The organism is Janibacter endophyticus (genome assembly GCF_016888335.1).
In the GTDB taxonomy this organism is placed as follows: Bacteria; Actinomycetota; Actinomycetes; order Actinomycetales; family Dermatophilaceae; genus Marihabitans; species Marihabitans endophyticum.
Genome location: NZ_JAFEJG010000004.1, coordinates 330,416 through 345,743, shown reverse-complemented (window position 1 = coordinate 345,743; position 15,328 = coordinate 330,416). Strand labels below are relative to the sequence as shown.

Genomic DNA, 15,328 nt, shown 5'->3' with positions numbered 1-15,328 from the left:
GCGTCGGCATCCGAGGCCTCAGGCGCCGAGGGCCTCCGCGACGGAGACGACGAGCCCGCCGATCATGAAGGCGAGGATCACGGCGACGAGGGTCGAGGTCGCCGGCGCCGGGACGAAGCGTCGCCACCCCGTCGTCACCGGGTCCGCCCCGTGATGCTCGTGGGTCAGGGCGTGCCCCTTGCCTCGCTGCAGCAGGTATCGGTTGACCGGGAAGGCGGCCACTGCGGCGACGGCGAGCGCGATGGTCATGCCGATCCAGAAGATCGGGTTGACCAGCCCCGCGTCCATCGCGCCGGGGATGACGGCCATGACGAGGTTGTCGACGACCTCCATCGTGAGGATCGACAGGGTGTCAGCGGCGAAGACGATGCTCAGGGCGGCCCCGATGCCCAGCCCGGTCCTCACGAGCGGGAGGGTCGAGAAGGAGTAGCCGAAGAGGAACGCCAGCCCGACCGCGAGTGCGATGGTCCAGACGTTGCCCAGGCCGAGGGCGGTGCCGATCATCAGGCCGAGGATCTCGCCGACGGCGCAGCCGGTGAGGCAGTGCAAGGTGGCGCTCCAGGCCATCCGGTTGATGCCGCCCATGTCGTGGCCGGCGTGGTCGTGCTGCTCGTCCTCGTGCGTGGCGTGGTCGTGGTGGTCGGTGTGTGCGTGCTCCATAGCGCCTTCCAACATACCCCTCAGGGGTATCAATTTCCAGATCGAAGGGGGTCCCCCGCCGTCGAGCGAACATCGATTCAGCGACGTCGGTGGGCAGGTCTAGGGTTGCTCGTCGTGACCACCTACGCGATCGAGGCCGAGGGCCTCCGCAAGACCTACGGTGAGGTCGAGGCCCTGAGGGGCGTGGACCTCGCCGCACCAGCGGGATCGGTGCTCGGCGTCCTCGGTCCCAACGGCGCCGGCAAGACGACCGCCGTCCGTATCCTCTCCACTCTCATCAAGCCTGACGCGGGCACCGCCCGGGTCGCCGGGATCGACGTTGTCGCCGACCCCTTCGGCGTCCGGCGCAACATCGGGGTCGCGGGCCAGTACGCCTCGGTCGACGAGTACCTCTCCGGCCAGGAGAACCTCGAGATGATCGGCCGGCTCTACCACCTCTCGGCGAAGGAGGCGAAGGCCCGCGCCAGCGAGCTGCTCCGAGACTTCCGTCTCGAGGAGGCCGCGGATCGACCGGCGAAGACCTACTCCGGAGGCATGCGCCGACGGCTCGACCTCGCCGGCGCCCTCGTCGTGCGCCCACCCGTCGTCTTCCTCGACGAGCCCACGACGGGCCTGGACCCGCGCAGCCGCGGCGACATGTGGCAGGTCATCACCGACCTCGTCGCCGACGGCACGACGGTCCTCCTCACCACGCAGTACCTCGAGGAGGCCGACCAGCTCGCGCACGACATCGTCGTCATCGACCACGGTGAGGTCATCGCCCGCGGAGACGCGGACCAGCTCAAGGCGCAGGTCGGGGGCGAGCGTCTCGTCGTGACCATCGCCGAGGGCGACCGGCTCGGCGAGGTCGCGAGCACCCTGCGCCCACTGGGGATCGGGGAGGTCGAGACCGACGAGCACACCCGCACCCTCACGCTCCCCGTCAGCACCGGCACGTCGGCCCTGGTCCAGGCGGTGCAGTCACTCGGCGATGCAGGGGTGACGGTTCAGGACATCGGCATCCGGCGACCCACGCTCGACGACGCCTTCCTCTCCCTGACCGGTCACCGCACCGAGGAGCCCATCAGCACCGACGAGGAGGCCCGCGCATGAGCACCCTCGTGAACGACTCGATGACGATCGTCCGCCGCAACCTCATCAAGATCAGGCGGGTCCCCGACCTGCTCGTCTTCACAACCCTCCAGCCGATCATGTTCGTGCTGCTCTTCGGCTTCGTCTTCGGCAGCATCGCCGGCGGCGACGGCCAGGGCTACCGCGAGTTCATGATGGCGGGCATCTTCGCCCAGACCGTGGTCTTCGGAGGCACCTTCACCGGCTTCGGGATGGCCGAGGACATGCAGAAGGGGGTCATCGACCGCTTCCGCACGCTGCCGATGCACCCGAGCGCGGTGCTCGTCGGGCGCACCCTCTCCGACGTCGTCAACAACGTCATCTCGCTCATCGTCATGGCGCTGACCGGCCTGCTCATCGGCTGGCGGATCCGCGACGGCCTCGTCCCGGCGATCCTCGCCTTCCTCATCCTCTTGCTCTTCGCCTACGCGGTGAGCTGGATCATGGCGTGGGTGGGGCTCAAGGTCCGCACCCCGGAGGTTGTCGGCAACGCGTCCTTCATGGTGATCTTCCCGCTGACCTTCATCGCCAACACCTTCGTGCCGAGCGAGAACTTCCCGGCGCTGCTGCGGACCTTCGCGGGGTGGAACCCCGTGTCGACGCTGGCGCACTCCGCTCGTGACAACTTCGGCAACCTCGGGGCGATGGCCGGCGGCGGCCAGGGGATGACCGAGGAGGCCGTCCGGTCGACCTCCGAGTACACGTGGGCGCTGCAGAACGCCGAGCTCTACACCCTCGTCTGGGTGGCCCTCATCCTCATCGTCTTCGTGCCGCTCTCGACCCGCGAGTACCAGCGCGCGATGACGAGGTAGCGCCCGACGACCGACGCGCGATCGTCACGGCCCGGCCCTTGGTCCTGCCGAATCCGGACCGATCCTTGGCGGATCCCAGACTCTCCGGGGATGGAGCCTTGGCCGCTGTGCTCCCTAGCGTGAGGGGTCGGCACCCCGGCCGACCGCAACGTCACAGGAGTCATCCATGAAGCGCACCTCGACGCGAGTGCTCACCGCCCTTGCCGGCACCGGCCTCCTCGCCGTCACCGCGGCCGCTACGGGCCACGCCGTGGACTCGGACGCCCCGACGTACCGGGAGTTCAAGGCGGACACCTTCCAGGACACCGACGGCCAGTACATCGTCAACGGTGACGTCCCGGTGGCCCAGGCCGGTGCGCTCAAGAGCTTCTACGACGGGCTCGTCGCCCCGCAGACGCCGACCGACGGCCTGATCATCAACACGGTCTACGGCAGCGACGACACGTGGTCCGGGGGCCAGGCCGCGAACCTCACGTACTGCGTGAGCACGAAGTTCGGCGCGGACCACACCGCCATCAAGAACGCCATGGCGTCCGGCGCCGGCCAGTGGGAGAGCGCGTCGTCGAAGATCAACTTCGTCCACGACGCGAGCCAGGACGGATCTTGCACCGTCCGCAACAAGAAGGTCGTCTTCTCCGTCGAGCCGACGCGCACGACGCAGTACATCGCCCGCGCCTTCTTCCCGAGCTCGAGCAAGTCGCAGCGCAACGTCCTGGTCAACGCCCGCTCGCTGCACAGCAGTGGCTCGTGGACCCCGAGCAACATCATGGCGCACGAGCTCGGGCACGTCCTGGGCTTCCGGCACGAGCACACCCGCCCCGAGGCCGGCACGTGCTTCGAGGACAACAGCTGGCGTCCGCTGACCGCCTACGACTCCGCGTCGATCATGCACTACCCGCAGTGCAACGGATCCTCCGACGACCTGAGCATGACGAGCACCGACCGCGCCGGCGTCCAGGCCGTGTACGGCTCCTGAACCCGTCCGACATCCTCCCGGATGGTGGAGGCCGTCGACCCTGACCCGGGTCGGCGGCCTTCGCCGTGCCTGGGTCGCAGCAGGCGGCGACGGAAGGGTGCCGGGGTCAGAGCCGGTGGCGCAGCCCGGACGCACGGGCGGTGCGGCGCTCGACCGCTGCCCGGACGGACTCCTCGGAGCCGACGATCGTCACCCGCTGCTTGGCGCGGGTCAGCCCGGTGTAGAGCAGCTCGCGGGTGAGCAGCCGCGACTCGGCGTCGGGGAGCAGCACCGTGACGTGCTCCGCCTGGCTGCCCTGGCTCTTGTGGATCGTCATCGCGTGTGCGGTCTCGGCGTCGGCGACGGTGCTGGCGCCGTACGTGACAGCTGCGCCGGGGGCGCCGAAGGCAGCGACGAGGCGTCCCTCCTGGCCAAGGACGACGACCCCGGTATCGCCGTTGGACAGGCCGAGCCGGTAGTCGTTGGCGGTGACGAGCAGGGGGCGGCCGGCGTACTGACGCCCGAAGAACCCGCTCTGCTCGCTGAGCCAGCGCTCGACCCGGGCGTTCCACGAGGACACCCCCCACGGACCGTCGCGGTGCGCGCAGAGGAGCCGGTGCTCGTCCAGGGCCTGGAGCACCGCGGGCACGTCGCCGGCCAGAGCGAGGTCGCGCAGCCGCTCCGCTCGCCCGAGGAGGAGCCGTTGGAGCTTCTCCTGCGCCTCGATCGGGTCGTCGACCGCGAGAAACTCGACGCTCTCGTCGAGCGTGCCGCTCCCCGGGTCGCGCTCCGGCTCGGACCGCAGGATCGCCATGACCTCGTCGGCGTGCCCATCCCGGACCGCTGCGGCGAGGGCGCCGATCCGGGTCCCGAACCGCCGGGACGTGAGCAGGCGCGACACCGGGGTGTCCTCGTGGTCGGAGTACCCGGCCACGAGGTCGGCGAGCACCGCGCCGGCCTCCACCGACGCGAGCTGGTCCGGGTCGCCGACGAGGACGAGCCGGGCCGTGGGGCGCAGGGCGTCGAGCAGCCGGGCAGTCATGGTCAGGGAGAGCATCGACGCCTCGTCGACGACGACGATGTCGTGGGGGAGGGGGTTGGTCCGGTCGCGCTGGAAGCGGGTGCTGCTGTCGCGTCGCCACCCGAGCAGCCGGTGGAGCGTGACCGCCTCGACGTCGCCGACGCGCGCGCGATCCTCGTCGTTGAAGCGTGAGACGGCGTCGAGCACCGACTCGCGCAGGCGGGCGGCTGCCTTGCCCGTCGGTGCGGCGAGAGCGATCGAGGGGGCACGCCCCACGCCTTCGCTCTGTTCGACGAGGAGCGCGAGCAGCCCGGCGACGGTCGAGGTCTTGCCGGTGCCGGGGCCGCCGACGAGGATCGTCGTCCGCCGCGGCGCCGTCTCGCGGACCGCTGCCTTCTGCTCCTCCCAGGTGTCACCGTCGAAGACGCGGAGCAGGCCGGCCTCGAGACGGTCGGTGTCGACGGCCAGCGGCGGGAGTGCGGAGCGGTCGGCGAGGGCCTGCGCGACGAGCGCCTCCTCCCGGTGGTAGCGGTCGAGGTAGACCAGGTCGTGCTCGACCGTGACGGTCCCCGCTGCGGCGCAGGCGCTGGCCACGACGTCACGCAGCCACTCCTGCGCGGTCGCGGGCAGCGAGCCCACGAGCTCCGCGAGCCGGTCCGGGTCGTGGCCCGGGTCGTCGGGCGTGACCTCGGCCGTGCGCCGCAGGCCGTCGAGCGTCGCGGCCGGGTCGAGGCAGCTCGACCCCTCACGCGCGGCCCGGACGGCCAGGGCGACGGCGAGGAGCACGGTGTCGGGGTCACCGCCGACGAGCGCCGCGAGCCGGCCGGTGACGTGCACGTCGGGCGCCTCGATCCACCCGGCGGCATTGGCCTCGGCGAGGATCCCGGTGGCGTGCAGCGCGAGGCGCCGGTCCCGTGGGCCCGTGGGGACGAAGGGGGTGAAGGTCACCAGCGTGGGGTCGTGGGTGCTCACGGCGTGCTCCCGTCGAGCAGGGCGGAGACGGCCTCGACGAGCGCGACCGGGGGCAGCCAGGAGAAGACCCCGCTCGGGTGCCCTCCCGTGACCGGTGTCTGCGGCCCGGCCATGCCGCGCACGTAGAGGTAGAGGACGCCCCCGAGGTGCTGCTCGGGGGCGTACCCGGGCTGACGCCAGCGCAGGAAGCGGTGGAGCACGACGGCGTAGAGGAGGGCCTGGAGGGGGTAGCTCGAGTGGCCCATCGCCTCGTGCAGCGCCATCGGGCCGTACTGGTCGGTGGTGAGCGGCTCGTCGGCGGCGCCGAGCCAGTTGGTCTTGTAGTCGACGACGACGTAGCGGCCCTCGTGGCGCATGACGACGTCGACGGACCCGGTGAGGTAGCCGCGCAGCGGCTGGTCGCCGACCGCCGGGTCGTCGAGGGCCTCGGCCAGGCCACGCACCGGGTCGCCCTCGGGGAGGTGGGTGCGGAGCAGCGTCGCGAGCGCGCCGAGCCGGGCCCCGTCCCCGTCGTGCGCGGTGTCGCCGTCGGCCAGCGGCAGCTCGAAGGCCATCTCGCACAGGCGGTCCCGGCGGCCGATGGTGCGCAGGGTTGCGCCCGGGAGCAGCGGACCTAGCGGGGTGTCGCAGACGGCGACGAGGGCATCGGCGAGCGTCTCGCGGTCGAGACCGGCGACCGCCCACCGCCCGACCTGGGCATCGACGCGGGCGAGCATCTCCGCGCGGAGGTCGGGGGCCTGCGGGTCGGCCTCCTCGAGCACGGCATGGACGAGGTTGCCGAAGGTCGCCCCGACCGGCAGGTCGGCCATCGGGGAGGGCAGCGCGCCGTGGGCGGGTACGGGGCTGCTCGGGGACACGGCGACCTCGGGGGAGCCCGGGCCGTCCTCGCCCTCGCGTGGTCCGTGCTCGGGCTCGCTCCCGACCGACCCGGCCGCGTGGCCCATCTCGAGCGGGCGGGTGAGCCGGGTGTAGGAGGTGCGGATCCAGCCGGTGTCGATCTCACGCGACCAGGTCCGGGCCGAGAGCTCGCGGGTGGCTGCGGGGGCCTCGACCGGCTCAGGGGACTCACCGGTGACCACCTCGAGGCCGAGCGCTCCCTCGCCCTCCCACAGCCGCAGGCGAGCGGCGGCGTCGTGGTCGCCGGGCACGTCGACCCGGGGCGGCAGGGCGCCGACGCCGGGCTCGCGGCCGAAGAGCATGCGGTGCAGCGCGGACGGGGCGGTGTTGAGCCCCGAGGGGAACCACCAGGCGACGACCTGGCTCTGCGCCCGGGTCATGGCGACGTAGAAGAGCCGCAGCGCCTCGCCGTCCTCCTCGGCGAGATGCCGGGCGACCCGGTCACCGCGGTCGGCGTCGTCGGTGATGCCGATGTCGAGCGCGCGCCGGCCCTGCTCGTCGTGGAGGTGGAGGTGGGTGAGCCGGTTGCGGGGCATGACGTGCCGGTCGGAGACGAAGGGGAGGAGCACGATCGGGTACTGCAGCCCCTTGCTCGCGTGGATCGTCGCGAGCGCGACGGCCTCGGCGTCGCTCTCGAGCCGCCGGGTGCGCTCCTCGTGGCGGGCGTCCTGGATCCGCTCGCGCAGCCACGTGGTGAGCGCGGTGAGCCCGTCACCCTCGACGACGGCCCGCTCGTGGAGCACCTCGCCGAGATGGCGCAGGTCGGTGAGGCGCCGCTCCCCGCCCGCGTGCCGCAGCACCCGGCTCTCGAGCCCGGCGCTCGTCGCCGCGGCGAGCGCGGCGGCGACGCCACGACGGCCGAGGACCTCGGACCAGGTCCGCAGGACGCGGGCGGTCTCGTCGACGATCTCGTCGCCGCCGGTCTCGAGGTCGGCGGCGCGGTGCCCCACGAAGGGGGTGAGCGCGGCCGCGCGGACCCGGTCGGGCCGGTGGGACTGGGCCAGCGCCTCGAGCAGGGTGAGCCAGTCGGCTGCGGCGGGGGTCTCGTAGATCGACTCGGAGGAGACGATGACCGAGGGGATGCCGATGGCGCCGAGGGCGCCGCGCACCCGGTCGAGCGAGTCGCGCTTGTGGGCCAGCACGGCGATGTCGCCGGCACGCAGGGGCCGTCCCTCGAAGGTGAGCCCGGAGCGGAGCAGCCGGGCGACCTCGGCGGCGCAGTCCGCCGCGACGACGGGCCGCACCCGGCCGATGGGGGTCTTGCCGTCCTCGTCGACGACCAGCCGCGTCGGGACGGCCCGGAGCCGGACCGGGGAGAGGAGCGCCGGGTCCCCCGGCTCGGCGTCGGGCGGGTAGGCCAGCCTCGGCTCGTCCTTGTCGGCCTCGATCGCGTGGACGACGATCTCCGGGGACCCGAGCTCGGCGCCGCGCATCATCGTGGACAGCGCGGTGACCAGGCCGGGGTCGGACCGGTAGTTGCGCAGCAGCGTGTGCTGCCGGGTCGCTGTCGCCGATGCCTGGAGATAGGTGTGGACGTCGCCGCCGCGGAAGCCGTAGATCGCCTGCTTGGGGTCCCCGATGAGGACGAGCGCGGAGTGCCCGGCGAAGGCGCGCTCGAGCACCTGCCACTGCACCGGGTCGGTGTCCTGGAACTCGTCGACGAGGACGACCTGCCACCGGTCGCGCATCCGCTGGCGGGCCGGGCTCGCGTCGTCGGCCAGGGCGTCGGCGAGCTCGCTGAGGAGGTCGTCGAAGCTGAGGATGCCGAGCAGCCGCTTGCGGCGGGTCATCTCTTCGCGGACGAGGTGGGCGAAGCGCAGCTTGCGGGCGGCGGTGCTGCCGTGCGGGAGCTCGCCCGGGGTGAGCCGCGAGTGCGGGTGCTCGGTGACGATCCGCGCGATGGCCCCGGCGTCCGCGCGGGAGAAGGCCGGCGGTCCCTCGGTCGCGGCGAAGCCCCGGAGGTAGAGGTCGTCGACGACCTCCTCGCGCAGGTCGGTGAGGTCCTCGACGAGCCGGGCGCGGGGGTCGGTGTCGCCGGCGATGCCGAGCCCGCGCAGGACGAGCTGGCAGAACTGGTGGGTCGTCGCGATCGTCGCCGCGTCGAAGTGGGTCAGCGCCTCGCGCAGCCGGCGCTCGCGCAGCGCGACGGTCTCGGGGTCCCCGTCTCGCAGGTGGGCGACGACGGGGTCCTTCGTCGCCTCCTCGGGACGGGCGAGGCCGCGGTGGACCAGGCGCAGGTGCTCCCGGACCCGCTCGCGCATCTCCTGGCTCGCCGCCCGGCCGAAGGTGATGACGAGCAAGGACTCCAGCGGCATGCCCTCGGCGACGTAGCGCGCGACGAGGGCGCCGATCGTCCACGTCTTGCCGGTGCCGGCGCTCGCCTCGAGCAGGACCGTCTCGTCGCGGCCGGGCAGGTCCGCGAGGACGTCGAAGGCGCTGTCCTGAGGTGCGACGGAGGAGCCTCGAAGGGGGGTCAGTCGGCTCATCGTCCCCCCTCGAGGTTGTCGAGGATGGGGTCCCAGAGCCGGGGCGCGAGGGCGCCCAGGCCGGTGTCCGGGCCCGCGGCATCGGCGAGGAGCCGGTCGAGGGGTGCGGCGTCGCCGTGGGCCAGCCGCCACCAGCGGTCGGCGCGCTCGTCGTTGAAGCCCCGGTCGTCGGGCTCCCACGCACCCCGCGCGGCCCGCCGGGCGGCGCCGGTCCTGCGGTCGTCGCGGTGCACCGCCTGGGCGTACGCGTAGGCGGTCTTGGCCGGCAGCGGCAGGACGGTGGTGCGGCCGAGGAGGTAGAGGTCGACGAGGTCGGCGAGCCGGGCGAGCGCGATCTGGGGGTCGAGCCGTCCGAAGGCGCGAGCGACGGTCCCCTTCGTCGTCGTGCCGAGGACGCTCGCCTGCCAGCCGCCCGGGTCGGGGTACCCGGCGGTGAGGGCGAGCAGACGGGCCCAGGCGGCGAGCAGCTGCTTGGCGCCGACGCTGCTGTAGCCGGCGGCGACGAGCCGGTCGCCGTGGACACCGTCGACCGCACCGGTGATCCGGCGGCCGGCGGGCAAGGCGATGTCGACGTGGACGGTGCGGGCCGGCTGACCTGAGCGCAGCGACTCCACCGACTCGACGAGCCCCTCGACGCGCTCGCAGACGGGGGCGAGGGTGTGCCGGGCCAGGCCGCTCGGTGGCAGCTCGCCGCGGAGGAGCTCGGCGGTCCACACCTCCTCCGAGGTCCGGCCGGCGAGCCGGGCCCGCGCGCCGCGGTCGCCGATGGCCCATCGCTCGAGGGTGTCGAGGTCGACGGGCATGCGGTCGCTCACCTCGTCGGCCTCCCAGCTCACAGAGAGCCCGAGCCGCTCCCGGAGGAAGGTCCTGGCCGGGGACTGGACGAAGTCGACGAGCTGGGCCAGCGAGATCTCCGTGAGGTCCTCCGCGGGGAGGGGGCCGTCGAGCAGCGGTGGCACGGACGTGCGCTCACCGAGCAGTGCGGTGGCCCCGTCGAGCCCGGCGAGGTCGAAGGAGAACGGCCGGTCGGCGCCGGTGAGCACCCCGGCGGTGAAGTTGCGCGGGTCGAAGGGCTGGAGCGGGTGCCGGACCTCACCGAGCGCGACCGACGCGGTGACGGCAGCGTCCTCGGGGTCCGTCCCGTCGCGCCCGGGGGCCGCTGCGGTGGCCACGGTCTCGGCGGCGGCATCGATGAGCTCGCCGAGCGGGACCGCGGGCGGGCGTCGCTCGCCGCTGCGTTCGTCGGCTCCGGTGTAGGTGATGACGAGCCGCTCGCCGGCGGCCATGACCGCGTCGAGGAGCAGCTGGCGGTCCTCGCTGCGGGCGTCGCGCTCGCCGGTCAGCGGGGCGCGAGCGAGCACGTCGTCGCCGTCGATGCTCTGCTGCCGGGGGAAGCTGTCGTCGTCGAGCCCGACGAGGCAGATCACCCGGTGCGGTACCGAGCGCATCGGGACCATCGTGCAGACGGTGAGCCCGCCGGTGCGGAAGCTCGCGCGACCCGGGCGGCCGGCGAGCCGGTCGGCGAGGAGCACCCGCACGTCGGCGATCCGTAGCGGCAGGTCCTCGGGGGCGTGCTGGGAGGCCTCGGCGAGCACCCGGTCGAGGTCCCCGACCTGCCACGCGTCGCTCATCGGCACGTCGGTGAGATCGAGGACGGCCTCGCGCAGCGCCCTGGTCCACTCCGACGCGGAGCGGGCCGCGCCGAGCGTCTCGACGGCCGCCTCGACGCGGGAGAGCGTCTCGGCGAGCCGGCCGGCGAGGTCGATGCTGCCGCTGCCGATGTCGTCGTACGGCAGGGTGTGACCACCGATGCTCAGCGGCCCGTCCGCCGAGACGGCGACGCCCGACAGCAGCCGGTCGAGGCCGAAAGACCAGGTGTTCTGCGCCTCCGCGGCCAGTGCGAAGGGAGCCCGCCCGGCCGCGTCGAAGCCCCACCGCACCCCGGTGGCGGCGACCCACCCGGTGATCTGGTCGAGGTCCCGGTCGTCGAGACGGAAGCGGTGGCGGACCGGCTCGCTGCCGAGGAGGTCGAGGATCTCGCTGGCGCTCGCCCGGCCGCCCACGAGGGCGACGAGCTGCTCGGCGACGCCGAGCAGCGGGTTCGTCGCGCGGAGCGAGCGGTCGGCGATCGAGACCCGCAGCCGGTGCGCGGGGTGGGTGTCGACCCCGGCGGCGTCGGTGCCGTGGTCGCCGAGCCCGAAGGCGGCGCCGATGAGCGGCGCGTAGACCTCGACGTCGGGGCACATCACGAGGACGTCGCGCGGCTCGAGGGTCGGGTCGTCCTCGAGCAGCCCGACGAGCACCTCGCGGAGCACCTCGACCTGGCGGGTGGGCCCGTGGCAGGCGTGGATCGACAGGCTGCGGTCGCCCGGCGCCGGCACCCGGGCCGACCGCTCGGCGAGGTCGGGGACATGGTTGGCGGCGATGTCGGACTGCAGCCAGGCGAGCACGGTGCCCGGGGGAGCCGTCCGCGTCTCGAGCAGCTCGTCCTCGTCGCCGAGGTCGGCGCCGAGGACCCGGACGAGCTCGCGGCTGTCGCGCCCGAGCGAGGCGAGCAGGGGGTGCGCGACCGCGTCGGCGAGCGGGTCGTCGGATCGCGGCACGACAGACCGGCGACCCTCACCGTCGAGGGAGGCGGTCATGGCGGACCACGCGGCGGGGGAGGGCTGGGGCAGCCAGAGGTGGACGTCGCGGTGCACGGCGAGCGCGCGCAGCAGCTCGACCTCGGTCACCGGCAGGCGGGTGTGGCCGAAGAGCGAGAGCCGCCCGGGCAGGTCGAGGGTCGCGTCGCCCGCGCGCAGCCGCTCGAGGGTCGCGGTGTGGCGCACGTCGGGCGGCGGGGCGTCGACGACCTCGAGCAGCCGCCGGTAGAGCTCCGCCTGCCACCGCAGGTCGTCGGGCAGCTCGGCACCCGCACCGTCCTCGTCACGGCCCGCCCGCCAGGCGGTGAGCACCGACGGCCGCTGCAGCCCGTAGCGGTGGATCAGCCGGGCCAGCCGCAGGGCGAGGCCGTAGCGGCGGCCCAGGCGGATGTCGGCATCGGCGCCGGCCTCACCGTGCCCGAGGTGCCGCGCCAGCGAGGCGGCCCACGGCTCGCCGAGGCAGCGGTCGATCGTCGCGAGCAGCGGCCACACGAGGTGGGTCGGCAGCCACGGGTCGTCGAGCTCGCGGCCCGTGAGCATCGTGACGAGCGAGGCCGGCCGGACGAAACGCACCCCGGCGCAGACCCCGTCTCCACGACGAGGTGCGGCGCTCCCCCCTTCGCCCACGCCGAGGCGATGGCTGAGCCGCTGAGCCAGCCAGCGCTCGACCCCGTGCTCGGGGACGACGACGACCTCCTCGGCGAAGGGGTCCGCCAGCGGGTCCGCGAGCAGCTCGCCGAGGCCGCCGGCGAGCTCGGCGGTGCGGACCGCGCGGTGGAGGTGGAAGGTCACGAGAGCAACCTAGCCAGCGGCGGTGACAGCCGTGGTCAGCTCAGGGGCTCGGCGTCGCGCTCCTGCAGCATCGTCGTCATCGTCTCCATCTCGACGCCCTGGCTGTCGATGATCGTCTGGGCGAGGCGGCTGACCTCGGGCTCGGAGGCGCTGTCGACGGCGGCCTCGGCCATCGGGACCCCACCCTGGTGGTGCCGGATCATCAGCTGGAGGAAGAAGACCTCGGCCTCCTGGCCCTCGAGGCCCTTGAGTCGCGTCAGCTCCTCGGCGGTCGCCATGCCCGGCATGAGCGCGCCCTCGGCGGTCTCGGGCATGTCGCCGTGACCGACGTGGTTGTGCTCGTCCATCCAGCCCATGACCGGCTGCGAGCTCGTCGGGGTCAGACCCCACGCCTGGAGCCAGCCGGCCATCTGGCCGGACTGGTGAGCCTGGGTCCGGGCGATGTCGTAGGCGATCTGGCGGACGTCCTCGTCGTCGGTGAGATCGCGGACGATCAGGCTCATCTCGACGGCCTGGTCGTGGTGGGTCTGCATGTCCCGCGCGAAGCCCGCGTCGACGCTCAGGTCGCCGGGTGCCCCGCCGTTGCCGGACGTGCGGCCGATGAAGACCCCTGACGCCAGCCCGATCGCGAGGGTGACGAGGGCGGCGACGATCGTCCTCGGGCTCATCAGGCGTCCACGCCGCCGGTGCAGGCAGCGCCGGGCTCAGGCGTCTGCGGGCCCTGGCGGTACTCCTTGATGAAGGCGCCGATACGGGCGTCCTCCGCCGAGTCGACCTTGAGCTGGTGACCCCACGCGGAGATGGTGATCGGGCTGTCCATGTCCGCGAAGGGGGAGAGCAGGCCGTAGGTCTGCGGGGTGAGGTCCTTGAGCTTGTCGACCTGGTCGGCGGCGAGGTCGGGCTGGTAGGTGATCCAGACGGCTCCGTGCTCGAGGGAGTGGACGGCGTTCTCGTTCGGCACCGGCTTGTCGTAGATGCCGCAGTTGAGCCAGGCGGCGTCGTGCTCGCCGCCGACGGGCGGGGTCTCGGCGTAGTCGACCTGCTCCGGGGTGTGCGCGCCGCCGGCGTACTCGTACGTCTGCACGCCCTCGATCGTCCCGCTCGCCGCGATCTTGCGGCCCTCGTCGTTGGCGATGGCCCAGAAGACGGCGCCGGCGATGATGACGACGGCCAGGGCCGCGGCCCCGTAGAGGATCAACGTCTTCTTCTTCTCCGCGGCCTGCTGCTCGCGGCGCGCGGCCTCGAGGCGCTCCTGACGGGCGTTGGCGGTCTTCTTCTTGGTCATGGTTCCTCGGGAGGGCGAAGGGGGAGGGGCTGCGGCCCATCATCCTTCACGAGGTCCCTGAACGTTCTATGAGTCTCGGGACGCGACCTCACCCCCCTTCGCCTGACGGGAGGGCTGGTCCCGCCCATGTCACCCGGTCATGCTGCGAGGATCCTTCGTCGTACCTCAGCAGCACGTGGGCTTCGGATGACCCCGTCCCCCGTTCGCCGGACGATGGTTGGATGGAGGCATGGCGCAGAAGATGGGGCTTCGGGAGTTCATCGACGACCTGGTGGCGAAGGGGTACACCGTCGGCGGGGCGAAGGACGAGGACCCGGTCCTCCTCATGCCGGACGGGAAGGCCGTCGAGACGTGGAAGGACGACTATCCCTACGACGAGCTCATGGACCGCGAGGAGTACGACGAGGAGAAGTACAAGCTCCAGGTCGAGCTGCTGAAGTTCCAGTACTGGGCCGAGGACACCGACCAGAAGTTCGTCATCGTCTTCGAGGGCCGCGACGCCGCCGGCAAGGGAGGCACGATCAAGCGCTTCACCGAGCACCTCAACCCCCGTGGTGCTCGCGTCGTCGCGCTCAACAAGCCGAACGACCGTGAGCGCGGCCAGTGGTACTTCCAGCGCTACGTCCAGCACCTGCCGACGAACGGCGAGATCGTGATGTTCGACCGGTCCTGGTACAACCGCGCCGGCGTCGAGCGGGTCATGGGCTTCTGCACCGACGAGGAGTACGAGACCTTCATGGACCACGCTCCCCGCTTCGAGCGCACGCTCGCCGAGTCGGGGCTGCACGTCACCAAGCTGTGGTTCTCGGTGACCCAGCAGGAGCAGCGGACCCGCTTCGCGATCCGCCAGCTCGACCCCGTGCGCCGGTGGAAGCTCTCGCCGATGGACCTCGAGTCGCTCGACAAGTGGGAGGCCTACACCGAGGCCAAGGAGGCGATGTTCAACCGCACGGACACCCGCCACGCCCACTGGACGACGATCCGCTCCAACGACAAGAAGCGCGCCCGGATCAACGCGATGCGCTTCTTCCTCAACCAGTTCGAGTACGAGGGCCGCGACGACTCCGTCGTGTTCGCCCCGGACAAGAAGATCGTCGGACGAGGCCGCAAGACCGTCGGCGACTGAGGCGCGATCCGTGACGTGCGACGGGGGATCCTGCAAAGGACCCCCCGTCGTCCCCGCCGCGGCGCGACCCGCCGGGCCATGCTGGAGGCATGACCCAGGAACCGCAGCCCAACCCGGACCTCGTGACCACCCCGGCCGCCGAGCCGGAGCCGTCGAGCGAGCCGCACATCGCCGCGACCGGTGAGCGGCTCGTGCTCAACACCCACCGTGAGGAGGGTGCGCTGCCGCTGACTGCGCAGGCCGAGGCCCTCGTCGCCGTCGCCGCGGTCGCCCGCGACCTCGATCGCGAAGGGGTGCTCGACCGTGTCCGTGCGGCTCTCACCGGTTCCCTCGGCCGGGAGCCGGAGGACGTCGAGATCGAGCGGATCACCGAGTCGCTCCAGCGCGCCTCGCGCTCCTCGCTGTGCGTCGAGGACGACGACGGCGTGGTGCTCGCGACCTACGACGCGCCCGGTGCCGAGACCCGGGAGCAGCCGCACGTCAGCGACCCCGCGGACGAGGACCGGCCCTTCTACTCGTGACCCGCTCGCCTATCGTGGCGAGGGAGTCCCCCGTCGTCCCGTGAGGTGC

11 protein-coding genes are annotated in these 15,328 nt (G+C 72.7%); 5 read left to right on the top strand and 6 right to left on the bottom strand.

What is annotated here, in order from left to right; genetic code table 11:
* Positions 1–18: 18 nt before the first annotated feature.
* Positions 19–660, bottom strand: a complete 642-nt coding sequence (locus tag JNO54_RS01675) for a DUF4396 domain-containing protein (protein ID WP_204142331.1) — start codon at positions 658–660, stop codon at positions 19–21.
* Positions 661–774: 114 nt separating this feature from the next.
* Between JNO54_RS01675 and JNO54_RS01670 the strand changes: the two genes are divergently transcribed.
* From JNO54_RS01670 to JNO54_RS01660, 3 genes are all read left to right on the top strand, one after another.
* Positions 775–1,752, top strand: coding sequence for an ATP-binding cassette domain-containing protein (locus JNO54_RS01670; RefSeq protein ID WP_204142330.1), 978 nt, complete (start codon positions 775–777; stop codon positions 1,750–1,752).
* Positions 1,749–2,582 (top strand): ABC transporter permease, encoded by an 834-nt coding sequence (locus tag JNO54_RS01665; RefSeq protein WP_204142329.1) that lies wholly within the window; start codon positions 1,749–1,751, stop codon positions 2,580–2,582. The genes JNO54_RS01670 and JNO54_RS01665 overlap by 4 nt, the downstream gene beginning before the upstream one ends.
* Before the next feature lie 166 nt (positions 2,583–2,748).
* Complete coding sequence (locus JNO54_RS01660) at positions 2,749–3,558, top strand: M57 family metalloprotease (protein ID WP_204142328.1); 810 nt, start codon at positions 2,749–2,751, stop codon at positions 3,556–3,558.
* Positions 3,559–3,664: 106 nt separating this feature from the next.
* Here the strand turns inward: JNO54_RS01660 and recD are convergent, their stop codons facing one another.
* From recD to JNO54_RS01635, 5 genes are read right to left on the bottom strand one after another with little or no spacing between them, the layout of a single operon-like run.
* Positions 3,665–5,530 carry an exodeoxyribonuclease V subunit alpha gene (gene recD / locus JNO54_RS01655; RefSeq protein ID WP_307818002.1) on the bottom strand — a complete coding sequence of 622 codons (1,866 nt, stop codon included), beginning with the start codon at positions 5,528–5,530 and terminating at the stop codon, positions 3,665–3,667.
* On the bottom strand, positions 5,527–8,913 hold the full coding sequence (locus JNO54_RS01650) for a UvrD-helicase domain-containing protein (protein WP_204142327.1): 3,387 nt from the start codon (positions 8,911–8,913) through the stop codon (positions 5,527–5,529). The genes recD and JNO54_RS01650 overlap by 4 nt, the downstream gene beginning before the upstream one ends.
* Entirely contained in the window at positions 8,910–12,347 is a 3,438-nt protein-coding gene (gene recC, locus JNO54_RS01645) for an exodeoxyribonuclease V subunit gamma (RefSeq protein ID WP_204142326.1), read from the bottom strand. The genes JNO54_RS01650 and recC overlap by 4 nt, the downstream gene beginning before the upstream one ends.
* Before the next feature lie 35 nt (positions 12,348–12,382).
* Positions 12,383–13,015 carry a DUF305 domain-containing protein gene (locus JNO54_RS01640; protein ID WP_204142325.1) on the bottom strand — a complete coding sequence of 211 codons (633 nt, stop codon included), beginning with the start codon at positions 13,013–13,015 and terminating at the stop codon, positions 12,383–12,385.
* Entirely contained in the window at positions 13,015–13,632 is a 618-nt protein-coding gene (locus JNO54_RS01635) for a thioredoxin-like domain-containing protein (protein WP_204142324.1), read from the bottom strand. The genes JNO54_RS01640 and JNO54_RS01635 overlap by 1 nt, the downstream gene beginning before the upstream one ends.
* A 229-nt stretch (positions 13,633–13,861) precedes the next feature.
* Here JNO54_RS01635 and ppk2 point away from each other — a divergent pair, with 229 nt between their 5' ends.
* On the top strand, positions 13,862–14,758 hold the full coding sequence (gene ppk2 / locus JNO54_RS01630; RefSeq protein WP_204142323.1) for a polyphosphate kinase 2: 897 nt from the start codon (positions 13,862–13,864) through the stop codon (positions 14,756–14,758).
* A gap of 89 nt (positions 14,759–14,847) precedes the next feature.
* Entirely contained in the window at positions 14,848–15,279 is a 432-nt protein-coding gene (locus JNO54_RS01625) for a hypothetical protein (RefSeq protein ID WP_204142322.1), read from the top strand.
* Positions 15,280–15,328: the final 49 nt, after the last annotated feature.

Bases quoted from the DNA above. Each gene is read 5' to 3' on its own strand.
- JNO54_RS01675 (WP_204142331.1), bottom strand. From the start codon at position 660: ATGGAGCACGCACACACCGACCACCACGACCACGCCACGCACGAGGAC.
- JNO54_RS01665 (WP_204142329.1), top strand. From the start codon at position 1,749: ATGAGCACCCTCGTGAACGACTCGATGACGATCGTCCGCCGCAACCTC.
- JNO54_RS01660 (WP_204142328.1), top strand. From the start codon at position 2,749: ATGAAGCGCACCTCGACGCGAGTGCTCACCGCCCTTGCCGGCACCGGC.
- JNO54_RS01650 (WP_204142327.1), bottom strand. From the start codon at position 8,913: ATGAGCCGACTGACCCCCCTTCGAGGCTCCTCCGTCGCACCTCAGGAC.
- JNO54_RS01640 (WP_204142325.1), bottom strand. From the start codon at position 13,015: ATGAGCCCGAGGACGATCGTCGCCGCCCTCGTCACCCTCGCGATCGGG.
- JNO54_RS01635 (WP_204142324.1), bottom strand. From the start codon at position 13,632: ATGACCAAGAAGAAGACCGCCAACGCCCGTCAGGAGCGCCTCGAGGCC.
- ppk2 (WP_204142323.1), top strand. From the start codon at position 13,862: ATGGCGCAGAAGATGGGGCTTCGGGAGTTCATCGACGACCTGGTGGCG.
- JNO54_RS01625 (WP_204142322.1), top strand. From the start codon at position 14,848: ATGACCCAGGAACCGCAGCCCAACCCGGACCTCGTGACCACCCCGGCC.